This is a genomic window from Ruegeria lacuscaerulensis (assembly GCF_013034745.1).
Classification (GTDB): domain Bacteria; phylum Pseudomonadota; class Alphaproteobacteria; order Rhodobacterales; family Rhodobacteraceae; genus Ruegeria; species Ruegeria lacuscaerulensis_B.
Genome location: NZ_WQGP01000005.1, coordinates 343125 through 361740 on the forward strand (window position 1 = coordinate 343125; position 18616 = coordinate 361740).

Below are 18616 nucleotides of genomic sequence, written 5' to 3' on the forward strand. Positions count from 1 at the left end.
ACTTATGCTGCCTCGTTGCTTAGATCTTTCAGGATGTCGCCCAGGATATCGTCGCGCGATTTCTGCGGGGCCATGCCCGCCATCAGCGCATTCCGGGATGCGTCGGTCTCGGCGGTGGCCGATATGTTCAGCAATGTCTCTTTCTGCTCGCGCAGGAAGTCAGACAGAACAGCACGCACGTTTTCCAACACCGCCGCGATCTGGTTTTCTTCGATATCCTTCGTTATCGAGCTTGCTTCGGACGCAATCAGGCGGGTGTAGTCTGCGGCGTAAGCCTCGAACCCTTTGCGGCGTTGCCACCAGCGGCGCCACCACGTGCTTTGCAAATCCAGCGCAATCGTGCGCCCGATGCCCAACGGGGGCGGGACACGCGGCACAATTGGTGCTTCGATTGCGAACTCGCCAAGATGATTACCCAGCAGCTTATGATAGAGGGCTTCAACATCCGCCGCAGCAGCACTGTAAAGCGCACCAGCCTCTTTACGCATCGCGCGGGCAAAGCTGAAATAGGCCGCCTTTTGCAAGGTCCGCAGTCCGGCGGGATCGTATTGCCAAGTGCCTTCTTCGCCATTCTCTTCCAGATGCGCAATCAAGGAATCCGTCGCGCGTTTGACAAAGTTCTTTTCGGCCGAGTTCAGACGCTCCAGCACTTTTTCCCGCAGGGATGTGGTCAGCACAGCGGCCTTTTTGTCATATTCCGCAATAACGGTCGCAATGGCCTGCTCAGGAGAGACACCGTCGAGGTCACGCACCACACCATCACCATCTGACAGTTTCTTGGCTACGGCAGTTGCGCGGATTTGGCTGGCAATGTTGCGCGCTTTGTGGCGAACACGGTCCAACAGGCGGGTGCCTGCGCCTTCGGCGATCCGTTCGTTCATCGCCAACAGCAGATCGGGCAGGCCTGAAAGCGCCCAGATTTTGTCCAGCGAGGGGGCCTGATCGCCAAACCCTGCAGCCAAATAGAAGGTGTTCAGCGCCTGCCGCGATTCCTCGTTCATGATGTCAGGATTACCGGTCAGTGCGGCCTCGGCCCAAAGCGCGCTGCCAAACACGACGCTAGTATTGCCGTCAATATTGTTCTGTTTCAGCGTGTCCTGAATACGGTCGCGGATTTCGGGCACCTGATTGACCGGATCGGCCAGTTCATCAATTCGGTTCACGAACAGGATGATTTGGCGGTTCTCGAACTGCGCTATGATGCGCATCAGTGCCATATCCATCGTGGTCAGCGCCTGACTTGCCGCCAGTACGACCACGCAAACCTCGGACCCGCGCAGACTGCGCAAGGTGATTTGCTCCCGCACCATGAAGGTATCGTTGACGCCGGGCGTGTCACACAGTCTGAGCGAAATCGGGTATTGCGGGATGTCCATGAACAGTTCCGCAGACTTCGTCACATCGGCAAATCGCCCAGTCTTTGGATTGATATCCGGGTCATCCTCATCCCCGAGGCAAACATAGCGCTGGATCAGTTCTTCGTCGAAATAATCGTATTGGTGGCTCTGGCCCAGGATCAGGTCGAAATGCTTGCCCAGACGATCTTCCGACTTGGCCTTCATCTCGCCTATTTGGCGGCGGATATCGTCCATCTCGTCATCGGCCCCGGCGCGATTAGCCAATTCACCCAGACGGCCACCGCCGACCATTAGGTTGTCCCATTCTTCCTGTTCGAAGAAAGTAAACTTGGCCTTTTTGTCGCCCTCAGTCCGGGTGTTGATGTTCAGCGTCGTCACCACCGAAGTCCACGGGTTCACATCCGAAGGCAAAAGGGCAGGGCGCCCGGCCAGGATATTCACGATCGAGGATTTCCCTGCCTTGACCTGTCCCACAAGCGTGACGCTGGCGGTGAAGTTCTCCATCCGCGTTTTCAGCGTCGCAAGACGCGCCGAGGAGCGCGCATCCGCCACTTCTGTCAGCTGGTCGATCTGCGTGGTCAAAGCCGTCATGGCCGAGGTCATCGGCGTCAGAGCTTCGTTGCCAACGGACAAAAGGTGATCGTTACGCGCCATGGTTAACCTCCGGTTCCTGTAGCGGCGATGGGGTGGTCAATCTGGTCGTGCTGCACGCTGGTCAGCGTGTCGATCCGCGCGATCAGGTTCAGTGCATTGCCCAGAATGGCAGCCTCGGCCGAGGGCGAAATCTTTTCATAAGCACCGGAATCGGCCAGCACTTCGATCGAGCTGAAACTGTCACTGTTTTCCAAACAGGCCAGACGACGGCCCGTGGGGAAACCTGCGGCTTTGGTTTCGGGCAGCGGCATGCGGGAATTTGCCAACAGATAATGGCCCCCCGAATGTGTGCGCAACGAAATGCCAAAACCCGTATTCGGATGATCCCGGTTCAGGGATTTCAGTTCGCCCAGAAAACTTTCCCGTGCAAGGCCAACGGCGTCTTGCTCGGTCACAGCGGAATTCATCATGTTGGTCACGTTTTCGACCCTTTTTCTGGAGTTGAGCAAAAGCTCTTCAACAACGCCCGGAGGCAAAAAGACTCATCTGGTCCCAGCGCCCATCAACCATCTGCAAGGGGGTCTTAATTTGACGCGAATAAGATTTTTTGGCGTTTGAAATGTGGCGCAAATATGTTTCTTGTTTATATACAATATCTTAGCGATAATTTTTGTGCGACCGCAGGCGACAATAATGCACTCAACCACCAAGCTGTCCACGCGAGCAAGCGGCGAACGCTGCCGGCCCGTGATTACGACGTGATCCGACCAGCCGAATTTATTGACCTGAGTCGAAATTTCCCTCTCGCACTTGGGTTCAAGCTTTGCTATTTGGCCCTCAGTCTGGCACGAGATGCCACGATGCGGGTGTGGCGAAATTGGTAGACGCACCAGATTTAGGTTCTGGCGCCGCAAGGCGTGGGGGTTCAAGTCCCTCCACCCGCACCATTTCTTTCTAAAGTTTTTGTTGGAATGGAACCGGTTTCCGCGCTCCAAAGATTGGGACGACGGTTCGCTCGATGAGGCTTAGGTAAAGCCAAATCGACCGATCAAAGGATTTCGATCCGGCCCTTCATATGAGGATGAAACTCGCAAAAATAGGACTGTTCCATCCCTTCCGTAACCTGAATTTCACTGCTTGAGTCTTTTTCAAGCTCAAACGTGTCCCAACTGCGATCAACTGCGGTCGCTGTATGGGGTGCGATATCCAGATTGACCCACTTGATCCTATCCCCCGGACGAACCTGTATTTGATCGGGCTCGAACTTGAAGCGACGGATTTGGATTTCATGCGTCATTGGGGCATTCTCTGCACTTCCCCGCGATACCAAAGCGGCTGCCGAAGCAGCCGCTCCGATCACGACGAATCGACGTGACACAGGTTTGGACATCAGTTCAGAGACTCGACCATCATTTCCGCATGACCTTCATGCGCCTTGAAAATCTCAAGGCCCTGCTCGAACAGCGCCTTAACCTCGGCATTATCGATATTGGGGATCATGGTGTTCTCAACCAGCTCGTTGACGGCCTGATGATACGCCAGTTCATTGGCCGCATAGGCCTTGTCGAACTCGGCACCACGCAGCTGCGACAGATTGTTGATGATCTCTTCCGCGTTGGAATTCAATGTCTGGCTGAATGCATTGTCCTGCGCCGATGCACCCAACTTGTCCAGCAGTCCCAGCGCCGCTGCGTTAACGGCGGTATGATCCCGGATCATCGTATTGGCAAACTCGTGGATGTCGGGATTTTCCGACAGCGCCAAGGCCAGATGCGCATAGCGAATGTCAATGTTGTCAGCAGTATAGGCGATATGCGCGTATTCCAGGTCGCTCATATCAGCAACGTCCTGCGCCGAAGCAGCGGTTACGACAGCCAGCGAAATGGCGAAAGTGGCGAGGAATCTTTTCATGACGGATCTCCGTTGGATTGGACTGATGCGCCCAGTATCCCCAACGATGATCAAGACCACATACTCAGCCGTTCAAAATCCAGCACAGATCGTTCAGATTTCGGAACGTGCGCGCAAATGTGAACCAGGATTGGCAAGTCAGACCGTCCAAACCCACAGAAAAGGGACTAAAACGCGCGGCGCTGTTTGGGATCAGGCAGCGCCGCGCGAGGCAAGCAGATCAAGCGGCTGCAATCTGCTTTGCTTTTTCGACCATGACTTCGGCCTGCCGGATCGAAGCATGGTCAATCAGGCGACCATCCAGCGATACGGCCCCTTTGCCGGCAGTCTCGGCCTCGGCCATGGCGACCAGAATGCGCTGTGCTTTGGTGACTTCAGCATCGCTGGGCGACATGACTTCGTTGGCCAGCGCGATCTGGCTGGGGTGGATGGCCCATTTACCCTCGCAGCCCAGAACGGCTGCGCGTTTGGCAGCCGCCTTATAGCCTTCGGGGTCCTGGAAATCGCCGAACGGGCCGTCAATCGGGCGCAGGCCGTTGGCGCGCGCAGCCACGACCATACGCGCCAGCGCATAGTGCCACATGTCGCCCCAATGGGTTGCGCGGGATGCGTCACCATCGGGATCGGTCAGTACGGAATAGTCCGGGTTCACGCCACCAATGATCGTGGTGCGCGCGCGGGTCGAGGCCGCATAGTCAGCCACACCGAAATGAAGGCTTTCGTTGCGTTTCGAGGCGGCCGCGATCTCGCTGACGTTCTGCATGCCCAACGCGGTCTCGATAATGTGCTCGAACCCGATGCGTTTCTTGTACCCCATCGCGTCTTCGATCTGAGTGACCATCATGTCGACCGCATAAACATCTGCTGCGGTGCCGACCTTGGGGATCATGATCAGGTCCAGACGTTCACCCGCCTGTTCGACCACATCGACCACGTCGCGGTACATATAGTGGGTATCCAGACCATTGATCCGCACGGACATGGTCTTGTTGCCCCAGTCGATGTCATTCAAAGCCTGAATGATGTTCTTGCGGGCCTGTTCCTTTTCGTCGGGCGCGACCGCGTCTTCCAGATCAAGGAAAATCACATCGACATCCGACTGGGCCGCTTTTTCGAACATACTGGGCTGGCTGCCCGGCACGGCGAGTTCGCTGCGGTTCAGGCGCGCGGGTGCCTGTTCGATGGCATAAAAGCTCATGGGTTTGGTCCTTTGAAAGAAGTGTGCGTTAGATCACGCGGTCTCGGGGTGAGCGGCCTGCGAAGAAGTCGCCCAGATTGTCCAACACGCGAAAGCCCATGGCCTCGCGCGATTCACGGGTGGCGCTGCCCAGATGCGGCAGCATCACCAGATTGTCGCATTGCAGCAGGTCCGGGCTAATGCGCGGCTCGCCATCGAACACATCCAGCGCGGCCCCGCCGATGGTTTCGAACATCAGCGACTGCACCAGAGCATGCTCGTCTACCACCTCACCGCGCGCAGTGTTGATCAGGAAGGCATCAGGCTTCATCAGGTCCAGCCTGCGCCCGTTGATCAGGTGACGGTTCGCGGCCCCACCGGGGCAGTGCAGCGAGACGAAGTCGCATTGCGGCAGCAAATCGTCCACCGTGTCGACCTGCGTGGCGTTGAATTGCTTCAGTACGTCGGGCGAGACCGTGCTGCGGTTTTGTACCAGAATGTTCATACCGAACCCGTGATGCGCCCGGCGGGCCATTTCCTGACCGATGCGGCCAAAACCGATAATGCCCAACGTCTTGCCGCTGACCTTGGTGCCCACAAGATGGGTCGGGCGCCAGCCGGTCCAGCCACCAGCGCGCAGCTCGCGCTCACCTTCACCCGCGCGACGGGCGGCCATCAGCAACAGCGTCATGGCCAGATCGGCGGTGCATTCGGACAGGACGTCCGGCGTGTTGGTCACGGTCATGCCCAGATCACGGGCGGCCGGTTCGTTGATATGACTGTAGCCAACGCCATAATTGGCGAGGATTTTGGTTTGCGCGGCGGGCACGTCCAGCGCCTCGGCGCTGAGCGTATCGGTCACAGTGGGCAGAACCGCGTCGTATTTTTTCAGCGCGTCGCGGATCTCGGCCGGGGACATCGGAATGTCCCCGGTATTCAGCACGGTGTTATAGCTTTCGGCCAGTTGCGCCTCGACGGCGGCAGGCCAGCGACGGGTGACAAGGACCGAAGGTTTGACCATCACGCAGCCTTTCCCATGACACGAGCGATGGTTTCGCCGATCACCGCCGGGTTTTCGGCCACGGTCACGCCCGCCGCCGACAGGATTTCCACCTTCTCGCTGGCGCTTTCGCCAAAGGCCGAGATGATTGCACCTGCATGGCCCATCGTCCGGCCCTTGGGCGCGGTCAGACCCGCGACATAGGCCACAACGGGCTTGGTGATGTGATCGCGGATATATTCCGCCGCTTCGGCTTCCTGAGGGCCGCCGATCTCGCCGATCATAGCAATAACCTCAGTGTCTTCATCCTGTTCGAAACGCTCAAGAATATCGCGGAAGGACGAGCCGTTGATCGGGTCGCCGCCGATGCCGACGCTGGTCGAAACACCGATGCCGCGCTCTTTCAACTGCGCTGCGGCTTCATAGCCCAACGTGCCCGAGCGTCCGATGATGCCCACATTGCCAGGCAGGTAGATATGGCCCGGCATGATCCCCAACAGCGCCTTACCGGGGCTGATGGTTCCAGCGCAGTTCGGGCCGGTCAGCACCATGCGTTTGTCCTTGGGATAGCGGTACATGTAGCGTTTGACGCGGATCATATCCTGCGCCGGGATACCGTCGGTGATGCAGACGCAATAACGGATACCGGCATCTGCGGCCTCCATGATCGAATCCGCCGCAAACGGGGGCGGCACGAAGACAAGGCTGGCATCGGCGCCGGTGGCCTCGACCGCTTGTTTGACGGTGTCAAAGACAGGCACACCTTCAACGGTTTCGCCACCCTTACCCGGGACAACGCCACCGACGACATTGGTGCCGTACTGCACCATATCCTTAGTGTGTAGGCGTGCCATGCGTCCGGTGATGCCCTGAACGATCACGCGGCTATCACGGTCCAGTAGAATGCTCATTGCACGGCCCTCATCTTGGTGTTTTGGGTCAAATCGTTGCGCCATGCGCCTACGGCGCGCTCGGCGGCTTCCATCAGTGTCGTCGCGCGGATGATCGGCAGGCCCGACTTGGCCAGGATTTTCTGACCTTCTTCAACATTCGTGCCCGCAAGGCGCACGATAACTGGCAGGTCAATCTCAAGCTCGCGCAGCGCCTGCACGACACCTTCGGCCACCCAGTCGCACCGGTTGATACCGGCGAAAATATTGACCAGAACCGCCTGAACATTGTCATCTGACAGAACCAGCCGGAAGGCCTTGGCCACCCGCTCGGGCGAGGCACCTCCACCGATATCCAGAAAGTTCGCAGGCTCGCCACCGGCCAACTTGATCGTGTCCATCGTGGCCATAGCCAGACCGGCGCCGTTCACGATGCAGCCGATATTGCCATCCAGCCCGACATAAGACAGGCCCCGATCCGCCGCGCGGCTTTCGCGCGGGTCTTCCTGACTTTTATCGCGCAGTTCAGCGATCTGAGGGCGACGGAACAGAGCGTTGTCGTCAAAGCTCATCTTCGCGTCCAGTGCCAACACACGGTCGTCGCCAGTGATGACCAGCGGGTTGATCTCGACCATAGTTGCGTCCAGCTCGCTGAAAGCGGCATAGCAACCCTGCAAGGTGCGGACCATGTGTTGGGTCAGCTTCGGCTCAAGCCCCAATTTAAACGCGATCTCGCGGGCCTGGAATTCCTGCAGGCCCACCGCCGGTTCAACGATCGAGCGCACGATGCTGTCGGGACGCTCGGCTGAAATTTCCTCGATCTCCATCCCGCCTTCAGACGAGGCAACAATCATCACCCGCTGGCTGGACCGATCCAGCACAAAACCCAGATAGATCTCACGATCAATCGGCACCGCGGATTCCACATAGACGCGGTAGATGCCTTTGCCTTCGGGCCCGGTCTGATGCGTGACCAGCTTGCGGCCGAACATGTCGTCACAGGCCGCATGGATTTCGCTTTCCGAGCTGCACAGCTTGACGCCACCGGCCTTGCCACGCCCACCGGCATGGACCTGCGCCTTGACGATCCACTTGTCACCGCCCAGTTCGCGCGCGCGATAAGCGGCCTGTTCGGGGCTGTAGGCCAAGGCCCCCGAAGGGGTCTCGACACCAAATTTCGACAGCAATTCTTTCGCTTGATATTCATGGATATCCATCTGCATTCCTCCCGTTCATGCAGCGCGGTCAGGCCGCGATCGACGTGCCGTAGCGGCTTTCCAGCAGGGCCTCGACCGCCTCAAGATCAACGGAGCCGCCCATGTCCTGCACCGCTTGGCCGAACAGGCGCACGATGTGGCTGATGGCCTGGTGGTTCAGCTGGTTCAGGATGCCAATCCGGACCTGAACAGGCGCGCTGAGCGTCGGCCAGATACCAAATCCCTGTGCCCGACAATTCTGCACCAGCTCCATCTCACGACCGGCCAGTTCCGGCGGCAGGTTCAACACCACAAGGCTGGGCATATCCGACGTCACCTGGCATCCCATCGCAGTCACGGCATCGCGCAGCACGGCTTCGTGCGTTTTGTAGGATTGGGCACGTTTGGCCAACCCCTCGATCAGGGTCAGGCGCAGGGATTCATGGAAGGCGGCCACGGCATAGCCCGAATGGGTGCGGTGGTAAGCGCCTTTCTCGACATCTTGTCCATCGACGATGCCCCAGTGGCGTGCCTCGAAGATCGGGTTGTGAACGTAGGAATAAGCGCCCGACGTCTTCAATACCTCGATATAAGCGTCGGTAAAGCTGACTGGTGCATAGGTCAGCGGCAGGCAGCACAGGCCTTTTTGCGGACACGACGCCCATCCTGCGACGCCAGGGAAATCGTCAATGCGGAAATCCGACACACCGAGAGACGACACAGCGTCGATCAGGCCCATCGCGCCATGACGTTCGCACGCGTCCGAAAAGCCCTGAATATCGTTCACACGGCCCGAACCGGTTTCCCAGTGCGCCATGAAGGCCCATTTCGGTTTATGCTGCGCCAAAACCTCGTCGACCATCTCGCCGGTGACGGGTTGGCCATGGGGCACCTCAATCACGGTGACGCTGGCAGCTTGCGGGTCCAGCGGGTTTGCTGCGTGCTCGGTCGGGGTGGCGGCTTTGATCCGCAGGGTCAGCGCATCGATGCCCGAGAAGGTGCCGTTGGTAAAGGCGACAACCTTGTCACCCGGCATCACGGCCGAGAACATGGTGTCCAGCCCGCTCCAACCGGTTCCGGCGACAGCGAAAGTATAGGTGTTCTCAGTCCCCCAGATCTGACGCAGCATGTGCTTGCATTCGATCATACCGCGCAGAACGTCGCCCTGCATATGGTCGGCAACACCGGCACTGGCGAATGCCTGCAAAACACGGGCATCCGTATTGCCGGGGCCAGGACCCGCAGCAAGTGTTTCAGGGATTTCGAGGGTAGGGTAGATTTGAAATGTCACGTTCGATCCTCCAAAACGACCGGGGTTGGGGGCGCCCGGCCAGACGTGTTGAGGGTGAGGAAAATCGAATCTTGCCTCGTCACGCAACGTAACTTACTACTGCCTTTGGATATCTGTTGGGGTGGGAAAGAAACTACCCATTCTGGTAAATATGCCGTTGTATACGGATTTTGATCCTACCCATACGGGTAGTATTTGTAATTTTTCGGGGAAAATCAATGTCCGATGCCGCCTCACGCCCCATTGATGTCATGCTGGCCAACAACAACCCGCTGGTTCTGTCGGCCATGTCTGAAATATTCGAGCGTGACCCCCGATTCTCTCTGGTCGCTACGTCAGCAACGGCCGAAGGGTTTCTGGGTGCCATCATGCGGGTGCCGGTCAAAATCTGCGTGATCTCGTGGAATTTGCCCGTTCTTGGTGCTGCAAAGCTGATCGAGGTCCTGCGCGAACAAGAGAACCCGCCGCGTTTTGTCGTCTATGGCGATGACGGCGGAGAAATCCCCCGATTGGCGATGCAGGCGGGGGCGGCCGGGTTCGCCTCGCGCTCGGTCGAGGTCGAGGGGCTGCTGGAAACCTGCATCGAAGTTGCGCGCGGCAAGATGGTGTTCCCATTTATCGACGTGCGCAAAATGCAAAGGGACCCGCTGCAAAGCCTGTCGCGCAAGGAAATTGTAATCCTTGAAGCCTTGGCCAAAGGCTTATCCAACCGTGATCTATCGAAAGAGCTGCAAATTTCGGCCAACACGGTGAAGTTTCACCTGTCCAACATCTACGAAAAGCTCTCGGTCAAGAACCGGGCCCAGGCAATTGCGTTCTACTATTCGTCCAAGACGGCGTCGGACTAGCTCTGCTCTTTTACCGGTTCGATCTGGGTGAAAATGGCTGTGCAAATCTGATCCATCTCAAGCGCAAAGAAGTTTTTCGCGGCCGCTTCGTTGGGATGGTAGGGATCCTTGACCAGCCCTTTCTTGTTCAGCCGGAAATACTCTTTGTTGCCCTGATTGGCCGCAACGGTTTCCGGCGTCGCCCCCGGCACGAAAGAACAGCGCAGGCCAGAGGTTTCAAACGCCTTCATAAGGTTTTCCTGCGCGCGCAGACGCAGGTCCACGATCTTTTTCTTATAGGCCGGTGCCGTCGTCATGAAGATACAGGGCAAATCCGGCGGCAGCTGGCTTTTCAGGCGCTGCACATCGCGGATCGCGGCCTCGGGGCTGTTGGCCCAACGTTTGGCCGAATTGCCCAGAAATGACATCAGTATCAGCTTTGGGTCATAGTAATCTTCGCGCAGCATCTGCTCCAAAGGCGAGGTCCCCGGCGCGCAGAACTGATATTCACGCCCTTGCCCGATCTGGACAAATTTCTTGTCGGAATTGTTGACAAAACCATAGGCACCCGCGTTCACCCGCCATTTCGGATCGACCTTGCAGATCGTGTCCTTTCCGGCCCCCGATCGCGCCGTCCACGCGCTGATCGAGCTGGAACGAACACCAATGACACCCACGCGCATCTTCCCCAAACGTTTCAGATGGCTTTTTTGCTGGGCGTTTGGTTTGCAATGGCTTTTTATGTCGCTGAAAAACTCCAGAAATGCCGGGCCTGACCCGAAAGATATCTGGCTGTCACCGATAATCAAAATCTCGGGCGAGTCGAAAGGTTCCGCCTGCGCTGCAGGCACCATCATCAACGCGCCTATGACAAGGCTCAGTGCTTTTGTCAGAAACTGCATGTTTCCCCCTTTATGCGGTCTCTTTATTCAAGGGCCGAGAATATGGCGTCGCAAAACTCGGTCGTGTTGATCTTTAAAAATTGGCGAATGGCGGCGTTGCTGGGATGATGCGGGTCTTTGACGCGACCGGCATCGTTGCGGCGAAAAAACTTGGGCTTCCCTTCGATTGCCGCACGTGTTTTCGCGTTGAACCCCTCAACCGCAATACACTGCGCATCGGCGCGGTCGAACGCGCGGGCGATGGCGGTTTGCGCTTTCATCCGCTTGTCATTGGTCTTTTTCAGGTAAACCGGTGCGCTGGAGATATAGATACATGCCGTATCTTCAGGCACCTGTGCTAAAGTCCGCCGCACGTCCTCTTCGGCCGCGTCGGGTGAGTTTGCCCATCTGTCCGCAGAATTGCCCAGAAAGGTTAGGATCAGCAGGTCAGGGTCATAGTAGCCATCTGCAAACATCGACTCGAAGGCGGTCTGTTTCGGCTTGCAGAACTGATAGGACTTGCCTTTGCCGATCTGGATGAACACCCGGTCCGGGTTGCCGTCGATGCCGTAGGCGCCTGCATTCACGCCGTATTTCTTGTCAACGTCACAAATGGCACCGCGCGTCGGCCCGCTGGTCGAGGTCCATGATTGAAGCGATGTCGACCGCACCCCGATGGCCGCCGTCTGGCGCGTGCCCAGCTTTTCCAGCAGTTTGGTGCGCTTTTGCGTCATCTCGCAGCGGTTCGGCAATTCCGCAAAGAACCGAACATATTCCTTGCCCGCCCCGAACGAGATCTGGCTATCCCCAAGCACCAGAATATCTGGCTGTGCCGAGGCCGAGTGGCCGCCCAACATCAGCACCGAAACCAGCGCTGCGTTTAGAAATGAAACTATCTTTGTCGTCACGCAGTCACCTTGATCGTGCGGTCAAATTTCAACCCGTTTTCTTACTGATCGGTAAAAGATGGCGTATTGGGCAATGAAATACCAATCAACACCAGGTTACAAAAAGGGTTCGTTGCGCTGTTGCATCGGTGAGCACGACGGAGTCGATCTCACATCGTCAGGTGATCCGTTGAAAGATTGGGCAGTTCGGCCAACAAACCCGAAACACGTTGATGGCATAGCGCAAGCGGGCCGTCTGGACATAGTGAGATATGGGCCCAGCTTGACCCTCGCAGCGCAATTTTGCGCCAATGGTGCAGAAGCAGAAGGCGTATCGTGGCTTGGGGCAGGGCGGGCAGGGTCAGAAAATCCATGCGTCCCGCCAGATCATGAAGACGCTGCACATGCGTTATGGTCTGCGGTGCAACAATCTTGCCGGCGAACCACATGGGCACGGGCTCGGGTTCAAACCGCAGCCGTGTCTGATCGCTGCGCGTAGCCTCGGATACCGGCACCAGAAACAATGCCCGGTCCAGACGGATCATCGCGCCGGTCGGCTCACAATCCTGTCGAGTCAAAGCCACACACCAACCATCGGGAAATTTAACATCCTGACGGTACACGTCCTCATAGACCGCGCGGGTTTCGGCCATACCATGGCCGGACAGGCTATAGGTCACTTCGCGGCCGATTTTGGTGGATACGATCCAGCCGTCCTTGCGCAGCCTGTGCAGGGCAACGCGCATGGCTTCGGTCTTAATCCCGACCCGGCCCAGAATTGCACCCAGCTGCTTGCCGGTGACGGGCTGACCATTCAGGTCACCAAACAGCGTCACGATCAGGGACCAGGTCTTGATCGGCTCCAGCGCGCTAAGGTCTTCAATCAATGTCTCGGCAGGAGTCAAATGTAGGTCTTTCCAAGGGGGTACACTCTGTTGCGCCCCTTTAAGTACCATGCCGACGGGTCACGTGGCTACGCTTATCCCGCAGGATCAGGCTGCGCATAGGCGTTCATAGTCAGCAACTCGTATTCGGCGGTCAGCTCGTCCTCTTGGTTGCGGATCGAGACATGCCAGCGCACCTCACCATAGTCCTGGTTGCGCGGGGTCTTTTGCATGACCGTCAGGTGCACGCGGATACTATCGCCCGCCTGCACCGGTTTCAGGAACCGCAGATTGTCGAGGCCGGTATTGGCCAGTACCGGGCCTTCGTCCGGCTGTACAAACAGCCCCGCCGCAAAACTCAGCAGCAGGTATCCGTGGGCAACCCGCCCCGGAAAGAACGGATTTCGACTTGCCGCTACCTCGTCCATATGCGCGTAGAACGTGTCGCCCGTGAAATGGGCGAAGGTTTCAATATCATCCAGCGATATCTCGCGCGGGTCCGTCACCAGCGTCTCACCGACCTCCAATTCGTGGAACGTCCGGATGAAGGGATGGGCGCGGTCCGTGGCCTCAGTCGCCCCCGGCACCCATCTCTTGCCGATCCGCGTCAACAGGTCCGGGCTGCCTTGTACGGCAGTTCGCTGCATATAGTGCATTACACCGCGTATGCCGCCCAGCTCTTCGCCGCCGCCTGCGCGACCAGGGCCGCCATGAACCATGTGGGGCAGGGGGGACCCATGGCCGGTGCTTTCTTTCATCGAGTCGCGGTTGTTGAGGTAGAGCCGCCCATGAAACGCCCCGACACCAATTACAAACTGGCGCGCGACCTCGGGGTCATGTGTGATGACCGAAGCCACAAGGCTGCCCTCGCCCTTGTTGGCAAGTTCAATCGCGTGATCCAAATCCCGATAGGGCATCACTGTAGAAACAGGACCAAAGGCCTCGACCGCGTGCAGAGTTTGGGCCGCATCCGGTGTATTACAGCGGAACAGCATCGGCGGGACAAATGCCCCTTTGTCCGCGTCGGCGCCGTGGACAGTAAAATCATCGGGGTTGCCGAAAATACGCTCGGCCTCTTGCCCGATCAGAGCCGCCTTTTCCAACACATCACGGCGTTGCGCTTGTGAAACCAGCGCTCCCATCTGAGTCTTCTCATCCGCCGGATTCCCGATCACGACCGAGCTCAACCGATCCCGCAGGGCATCTGACACCGCGTCGATATGCGCCTCAGGCACCATGATGCGGCGGATGGCGGTGCATTTCTGCCCGGCTTTCGCGGTCATCTCACGCTGGACCTCCTTGATGAACAGGTCAAACTCGGGCGTTCCGGGCCCTGCATCCGGACCAAGGATTGACGCGTTCAGGCTGTCCTGCTCGGCCACAAAGCGGGTGGCGTTGTCCAGAATGCAGGGCGCATTGCGCAGCTTGCGGGCCGTCGCCGCCGAGCCGGTGAAGCTGACGACATCCTGCCCGCCCAGATGATCCAGCATCGGGCCCAAATTGCCGCTGACCAGCTGCACGGCCCCTTCGGGCAGCAAACCACTGTCCAGCATGATCCGAACGCAGAGTTCGGTCACATAGCAGGTCGCAGTGGCCGGTTTCACAATCGCGGGCATACCGGCCAGCAGGGTCGGAGCCAGCTTTTCCAGCATCCCCCAGACCGGGAAGTTGAACGCGTTGATGTGAACCGCCACTCCGGTCAGCGAGGTGCAGACATGCTGGCCCAAAAACGTGCCCTGCCGCGACAGACGTTCAACCGGGCCGTCCAGATAGATCGTGTCATTGGGCATCTCGCGCCGACCCTTGCTGGCGATGACCAAAACCGTGCCGATCCCGCCATCGACATCAATCATGTGATCCCTTTGAGTCGCCCCTGTCGCGAAAGAGGCGTCATAAAGCGCCTGTTTATGCTGACCCAGATGCAGCGCCAGCGCCTTGAGCATTCTGGCCCGGTCGTGAAAGCTCATCTTGCGCAGGGCAGGGCCGCCTTTGGTCTGCGCGTATTCCAGCATCGCGCCCACATCCAAGTGGCTGGTTCCGGCGCGCGCGATCAGCTCGCCGGTAACGGCCGAATGGATCTCGCGCGCGGTGCTGTCGCTGCCGATCCATTGCCCGCAAACATAGCTGTGCACGTCCTGAATATTCATCTGGCGATCCCCGTGATAAGGACCGGCAAGGCGTCACTGATTAATTGACCTACCGGTCGGTTTATGTAATGTTTAGATTTAGGACGGGCAAAGATCAAGGAGAATGTCGTGCCGGATAACGCGCCTGACAGACGCCCAAAGGTACCATCATGACCCCGAAAGAGCGCGCCGAACGTGCCGCGCAGGTCATGTGGGCCTCGGACAATGCCAGCCCCTGGGCAGGTATGCAGATTGATATGGTGGATGAGGGGCAGGCGCAGCTGTCCCTGACCGTCGCAGAACACCACGTCAACGGGCACGGGATTTGCCACGGTGGGCTGATCTTCATGCTGGCCGACAGCGCCTTTGCCTTTGCCTGCAACAGTCGCAATCAATCCACAGTCGCCCAACACAACACGATTTCTTATATCACGCCCGGCCGCTTGGGCGACCGACTGACGGCCCGCGCGCGCGAGGTCGCTCTGACCGGGCGCAGCGGCATTTACGACGTGACCGTCACCAACCAAAGCGACGCTGTGATCGCTGAATTCCGCGGATGCTCTCGGGCCGTGCGCGGACAGTTGTTCGAAGAATAGGGAGGCGCCCATGAAAGACCTGACACCGGCCCGAGACACGCTCGACCCGATCGAAATTGCTTCTTTAGATGAAATCCGAGCGCTTCAGTTGCAGCGGCTCAGATGGTCACTGAAACACGCCTATGACAATGTGCCCATGTATCGACAGCGGTTCGATGCAGCAGGGGTTCACCCGGATGATCTGACGGACCTGAGCGACCTGTCCAAATTCCCATTCACCTACAAAAATGACCTGCGCGACAATTATCCGTTTGGGCTTTTCGCCGTGCCGCAGGATCAGATCCTGCGCCTTCATGCCTCATCCGGGACCACCGGAAAGCCGACGGTGGTCGGGTATACGCGCACGGATATCGACAACTGGGCCCATCTGGTCGCCCGATCCATGCGCGCCAGCGGCACCAAACCCGGTGATACTGTGCAAGTCGCTTATGGCTATGGCCTGTTCACCGGCGGCTTGGGTGCACATTACGGTGCGGAAAAGCTGAACTGCACTGTCGTCCCGGTCTCGGGCGGTATGACCGAGCGGCAAGTGATGCTGATTCAAGACTTCCGCCCCAGCACGATCATGGTGACGCCGTCCTATATGCTCAACATCCTGGAACAATTCCACGCGGCGGGGATCGACCCGCGTGACACCTCTTTGGAGGTCGGCATTTTTGGCGCAGAGCCATGGACCAACGCAATGCGTGCCGAGGTCGAAGAGGCGTTCGACATGCATGCGGTCGATATCTACGGCCTGTCCGAGATCATGGGGCCGGGTGTGGCCAATGAATGTGTCGAAACCAAAGACGGGTTGCATATCTGGGAGGATCACTTCTTTCCCGAAATCATCGACCCCGAAACCGGAGAGGTTCTGCCGGATGGCGAAATGGGCGAATTGGTTTTCACCACCCTCACCAAAGAGGGCCTGCCCATGATCCGCTACCGGACCCGCGATCTGACACGGCTGTTGCCGGGCACAGCGCGGTCCATGCGGCGGATGGAGAAGATCACCGGGCGCTCGGACGACATGATCATTCTGCGCGGCGTGAATGTGTTTCCCACTCAGGTCGAGGAACTCGTTCTCGCGACCCCTGATCTGGCCCCCTATTTCCAGATCGAACTGACCCGCGACGGGCGCATGGACGCGATGACGGTGCATGTTGAGGCTGCGGCAAGCGAGGACGCCAGACAGGCCCTGTCCGGGGTATTGGCCAAAAAGATCAGGGACACAATCGGCGTCGGCGCGACCGTATCTGTCGGCACCCCTGGCAGTGTTGAACGCAGTCAGGGCAAAGCCCGCCGCGTGATCGACAACAGGCCCAAGGGCTAAGCCAGTGGCTCGCACTATCGCAAAAGACCACGACCAGAAACGTCAAAGCATCCTGTCGGTCGCCGCCAGCGTGTTCGCACGCGAAGGCATCGCGCGGGCTTCGATGAACCAAGTCGCAAAAGCGGCGGGGATTTCGAAGGCCAACATCTACCACTATTACGACGGCAAAGAGGCTTTGCTGTTCGACATTCTGAACACTTACCTCTCTGAATTGAATAGCCGCGTCTCTGCCCTTGATCTGGACGGCATACCTCCAGCTGATCGATTGCATCTGGTTCTGCGGGAATACCTGTTGGCTTATGAAGGCATGGATTTCGAACACAAAATCCAAAGCGAAGGCGTGTCGCTGCTGCCGCAAAACATGCAGAAGGTTCTGAAGGCCTACCAAAAAGACATGGTTGCGCAGATGAGCGCTATTCTCAACGCGATCAGTGACGGCAAGCTGGGAGAAAACCAGCAGCTTTTGCGCGAAGTGACAATGTCAGTCTTCGGAATGCTGAACTGGTACTATATGTGGCAACCCAAAGCCACGCGGGCCGATCGCGAAGGCTATGCCAGAACCATCGCGCGCCTAACCGTTGCCGGGTTGCCCGGAGTGCAGAACGCGGGCTAGTGCCCCGCCTCGTCATAGTCCCAGACCACCTTGTCGGACAGTGCAAAGCACTGACAAGTCAGAACGAACCCTGCCTCAACCTCATAGTCTTCCAGCGCATGGTTGGCGACCATCTCGACCTCGCCCTCCAACACTTTCGCCTTGCAGGTCGAGCACACGCCCGCCTTGCAGGCATGGGGCGCATCCAGGTTTTCAGCCAGCGCGGCCTCGAGCAGGCTGGTATCCTTGGGAATGGTGAACTGCCGCGTTTCGCCGCCCAATGTGACGCGCCCCTTGATGCCATTCTCAGCCACCGACCGCGAGACAGCGCGGGTTCTGGCACGTCCCGGTTGGGATGAAGCAAACAGCTCGAACCGGATCTGATCCTTTGTCAGGCCGTGATCTTGCAACGACTGCGAAATCGCCAGCATCATCGGTTCTGGCCCACAAATATAGGCCAGAGAGACCGAGTTGATGTCGATCCAGTGCTGGAACAGGGCCGCGCATTTTTCGGCATCGACGCGGCCTTTGAACAGGTCAATCTCCTGACTGTCATCTTCCAGGATATGCACGATGTTCAACCGGTGCAGAAAGCGGTTCTTGAGGTCCTCCAACTCTTCCCGGAACATGATCGTATTGGGGGTACGGTTTGCGTAAACCAGTGTGAACCGGGCCGACGGGTCCTCGGTCAATGCGGTTTTCAGGATCGAAAGCACCGGCGTGATGCCAGAGCCCCCGGCGAAGCCCAGGTAGTGCGGCGCATCGGCATTGGCGGCCGCATGGAAATTGCCCATCGGCGGCATGGCGTTCATGACGTCGCCCACTTGCAGCTCGGTATTAGCCCAGGTGGAAAAGGCACCGCCATCCACGCTTTTGATGCCAACCTGCAAGATACCTTCATGCGGGGCGGCGCAGATCGAATAGGACCGGCGCAACTCATCTCCATCGAAATCCCGTTTGAAGGTGAGATACTGGCCCGGCGCAAACGCAAAATGCTCGGGGTTTTCGGGTTTCAAGGTCACGACCACCGCGTCGCGGATGGTTTTGTGGATGTCCGTTACTTTAAGGGGATGAAACATAGCCATAACGGGACC

The 18616-nt window shown here is 58.2% G+C and carries 18 protein-coding genes and 1 tRNA gene; 5 read left to right on the top strand and 14 right to left on the bottom strand.

Going from position 1 to position 18616, the window contains the following annotated elements:
- Positions 1-2: 2 nt before the first annotated feature.
- Together GOV79_RS12495 and GOV79_RS12500 are read right to left on the bottom strand one after the other, a co-directional pair.
- Entirely contained in the window at positions 3-2012 is a 2010-nt protein-coding gene (locus tag GOV79_RS12495; protein ID WP_170773538.1) for a dynamin family protein, read from the bottom strand.
- Positions 2013-2014: 2 nt separating this feature from the next.
- Positions 2015-2422 (bottom strand): hypothetical protein, encoded by a 408-nt coding sequence (locus GOV79_RS12500; RefSeq protein ID WP_174819453.1) that lies wholly within the window; start codon positions 2420-2422, stop codon positions 2015-2017.
- A 392-nt stretch (positions 2423-2814) separates the two neighbouring features.
- Between GOV79_RS12500 and GOV79_RS12505 the strand changes: the two genes are divergently transcribed.
- Positions 2815-2899, top strand: a tRNA-Leu gene (locus tag GOV79_RS12505).
- Positions 2900-3000: 101 nt separating this feature from the next.
- Here GOV79_RS12505 and GOV79_RS12510 read toward each other — a convergent pair.
- The 7 genes from GOV79_RS12510 to GOV79_RS12540 all read right to left on the bottom strand — a co-directional run bounded on the left by GOV79_RS12510 (position 3001) and on the right by GOV79_RS12540 (position 9417).
- Entirely contained in the window at positions 3001-3342 is a 342-nt protein-coding gene (locus GOV79_RS12510) for a cupredoxin domain-containing protein (protein ID WP_269150136.1), read from the bottom strand.
- Complete coding sequence (locus GOV79_RS12515; protein ID WP_170773541.1) at positions 3342-3863, bottom strand: DUF4142 domain-containing protein; 522 nt, start codon at positions 3861-3863, stop codon at positions 3342-3344. The genes GOV79_RS12510 and GOV79_RS12515 overlap by 1 nt, the downstream gene beginning before the upstream one ends.
- Before the next feature lie 220 nt (positions 3864-4083).
- On the bottom strand, positions 4084-5061 hold the full coding sequence (locus tag GOV79_RS12520; RefSeq protein ID WP_170790023.1) for an HpcH/HpaI aldolase/citrate lyase family protein: 978 nt from the start codon (positions 5059-5061) through the stop codon (positions 4084-4086).
- A 28-nt stretch (positions 5062-5089) separates the two neighbouring features.
- Entirely contained in the window at positions 5090-6061 is a 972-nt protein-coding gene (locus tag GOV79_RS12525) for a 2-hydroxyacid dehydrogenase (protein WP_170773611.1), read from the bottom strand.
- Positions 6061-6951, bottom strand: coding sequence for a succinate--CoA ligase subunit alpha (gene sucD, locus GOV79_RS12530; protein ID WP_170773545.1), 891 nt, complete (start codon positions 6949-6951; stop codon positions 6061-6063). Before sucD ends, GOV79_RS12525 begins: the two co-directional genes overlap by 1 nt.
- Complete coding sequence (locus GOV79_RS12535) at positions 6948-8147, bottom strand: malate--CoA ligase subunit beta (RefSeq protein WP_170790024.1); 1200 nt, start codon at positions 8145-8147, stop codon at positions 6948-6950. The genes sucD and GOV79_RS12535 overlap by 4 nt, the downstream gene beginning before the upstream one ends.
- A 28-nt stretch (positions 8148-8175) precedes the next feature.
- Positions 8176-9417: a pyridoxal-phosphate-dependent aminotransferase family protein gene (locus GOV79_RS12540; RefSeq protein WP_170790025.1), complete on the bottom strand. Its 1242-nt coding sequence runs from the start codon at positions 9415-9417 to the stop codon at positions 8176-8178.
- A gap of 218 nt (positions 9418-9635) precedes the next feature.
- On the opposite strand from GOV79_RS12540, the gene GOV79_RS12545 reads away from it, so the two are divergent.
- Positions 9636-10265, top strand: a complete 630-nt coding sequence (locus GOV79_RS12545) for a response regulator transcription factor (protein ID WP_170790026.1) — start codon at positions 9636-9638, stop codon at positions 10263-10265.
- On the opposite strand, the gene GOV79_RS12550 is transcribed toward GOV79_RS12545, so the two are convergent.
- The 4 genes from GOV79_RS12550 to paaZ form a co-directional block, all read right to left on the bottom strand.
- Positions 10262-11146: an SGNH/GDSL hydrolase family protein gene (locus GOV79_RS12550; protein WP_170773553.1), complete on the bottom strand. Its 885-nt coding sequence runs from the start codon at positions 11144-11146 to the stop codon at positions 10262-10264. The genes GOV79_RS12545 and GOV79_RS12550 overlap by 4 nt on opposite strands.
- Positions 11147-11169: 23 nt before the next feature.
- Positions 11170-12033: an SGNH/GDSL hydrolase family protein gene (locus GOV79_RS12555; protein WP_170773555.1), complete on the bottom strand. Its 864-nt coding sequence runs from the start codon at positions 12031-12033 to the stop codon at positions 11170-11172.
- A gap of 149 nt (positions 12034-12182) precedes the next feature.
- Positions 12183-12917: a hypothetical protein gene (locus GOV79_RS12560; protein WP_170790027.1), complete on the bottom strand. Its 735-nt coding sequence runs from the start codon at positions 12915-12917 to the stop codon at positions 12183-12185.
- A 74-nt stretch (positions 12918-12991) separates the two neighbouring features.
- A complete protein-coding gene (gene paaZ / locus GOV79_RS12565) occupies positions 12992-15043 on the bottom strand; it encodes a phenylacetic acid degradation bifunctional protein PaaZ (protein WP_170790028.1) in 2052 nt (683 codons plus the stop codon).
- A 149-nt stretch (positions 15044-15192) separates the two neighbouring features.
- Between paaZ and paaI the strand changes: the two genes are divergently transcribed.
- From paaI to GOV79_RS12580, 3 genes are read left to right on the top strand one after another with little or no spacing between them, the layout of a single operon-like run.
- Positions 15193-15618 (top strand): hydroxyphenylacetyl-CoA thioesterase PaaI, encoded by a 426-nt coding sequence (gene paaI, locus GOV79_RS12570; protein ID WP_170790029.1) that lies wholly within the window; start codon positions 15193-15195, stop codon positions 15616-15618.
- A 10-nt stretch (positions 15619-15628) separates the two neighbouring features.
- Entirely contained in the window at positions 15629-16930 is a 1302-nt protein-coding gene (gene paaK, locus GOV79_RS12575; RefSeq protein WP_170790030.1) for a phenylacetate--CoA ligase PaaK, read from the top strand.
- 4 nt (positions 16931-16934) lie between these two features.
- Positions 16935-17543 carry a TetR/AcrR family transcriptional regulator gene (locus GOV79_RS12580; RefSeq protein WP_170790031.1) on the top strand — a complete coding sequence of 203 codons (609 nt, stop codon included), beginning with the start codon at positions 16935-16937 and terminating at the stop codon, positions 17541-17543.
- Here the strand turns inward: GOV79_RS12580 and GOV79_RS12585 are convergent.
- A complete protein-coding gene (locus GOV79_RS12585; protein ID WP_170773567.1) occupies positions 17540-18607 on the bottom strand; it encodes a ferredoxin--NADP reductase in 1068 nt (355 codons plus the stop codon). The genes GOV79_RS12580 and GOV79_RS12585 overlap by 4 nt on opposite strands.
- Positions 18608-18616 lie beyond the last annotated feature (9 nt).

What these genes read in the sequence shown, in the direction of transcription:
- GOV79_RS12495 (WP_170773538.1), bottom strand. Translation starts at nt 2,012, where the DNA reads ATGGCGCGTAACGATCACCTTTTGTCCGTTGGCAACGAAGCTCTGACG.
- GOV79_RS12545 (WP_170790026.1), top strand. Translation starts at nt 9,636, where the DNA reads ATGTCCGATGCCGCCTCACGCCCCATTGATGTCATGCTGGCCAACAAC.
- paaK (WP_170790030.1), top strand. Translation starts at nt 15,629, where the DNA reads ATGAAAGACCTGACACCGGCCCGAGACACGCTCGACCCGATCGAAATT.
- GOV79_RS12525 (WP_170773611.1), bottom strand. Translation starts at nt 6,061, where the DNA reads ATGGTCAAACCTTCGGTCCTTGTCACCCGTCGCTGGCCTGCCGCCGTC.
- paaZ (WP_170790028.1), bottom strand. Translation starts at nt 15,043, where the DNA reads ATGAATATTCAGGACGTGCACAGCTATGTTTGCGGGCAATGGATCGGC.
- GOV79_RS12550 (WP_170773553.1), bottom strand. Translation starts at nt 11,146, where the DNA reads ATGCAGTTTCTGACAAAAGCACTGAGCCTTGTCATAGGCGCGTTGATG.
- GOV79_RS12510 (WP_269150136.1), bottom strand. Translation starts at nt 3,342, where the DNA reads ATGTCCAAACCTGTGTCACGTCGATTCGTCGTGATCGGAGCGGCTGCT.
- GOV79_RS12520 (WP_170790023.1), bottom strand. Translation starts at nt 5,061, where the DNA reads ATGAGCTTTTATGCCATCGAACAGGCACCCGCGCGCCTGAACCGCAGC.
- GOV79_RS12515 (WP_170773541.1), bottom strand. Translation starts at nt 3,863, where the DNA reads ATGAAAAGATTCCTCGCCACTTTCGCCATTTCGCTGGCTGTCGTAACC.
- GOV79_RS12585 (WP_170773567.1), bottom strand. Translation starts at nt 18,607, where the DNA reads ATGGCTATGTTTCATCCCCTTAAAGTAACGGACATCCACAAAACCATC.
- sucD (WP_170773545.1), bottom strand. Translation starts at nt 6,951, where the DNA reads ATGAGCATTCTACTGGACCGTGATAGCCGCGTGATCGTTCAGGGCATC.
- GOV79_RS12535 (WP_170790024.1), bottom strand. Translation starts at nt 8,147, where the DNA reads ATGGATATCCATGAATATCAAGCGAAAGAATTGCTGTCGAAATTTGGT.
- paaI (WP_170790029.1), top strand. Translation starts at nt 15,193, where the DNA reads ATGACCCCGAAAGAGCGCGCCGAACGTGCCGCGCAGGTCATGTGGGCC.
- GOV79_RS12500 (WP_174819453.1), bottom strand. Translation starts at nt 2,422, where the DNA reads ATGATGAATTCCGCTGTGACCGAGCAAGACGCCGTTGGCCTTGCACGG.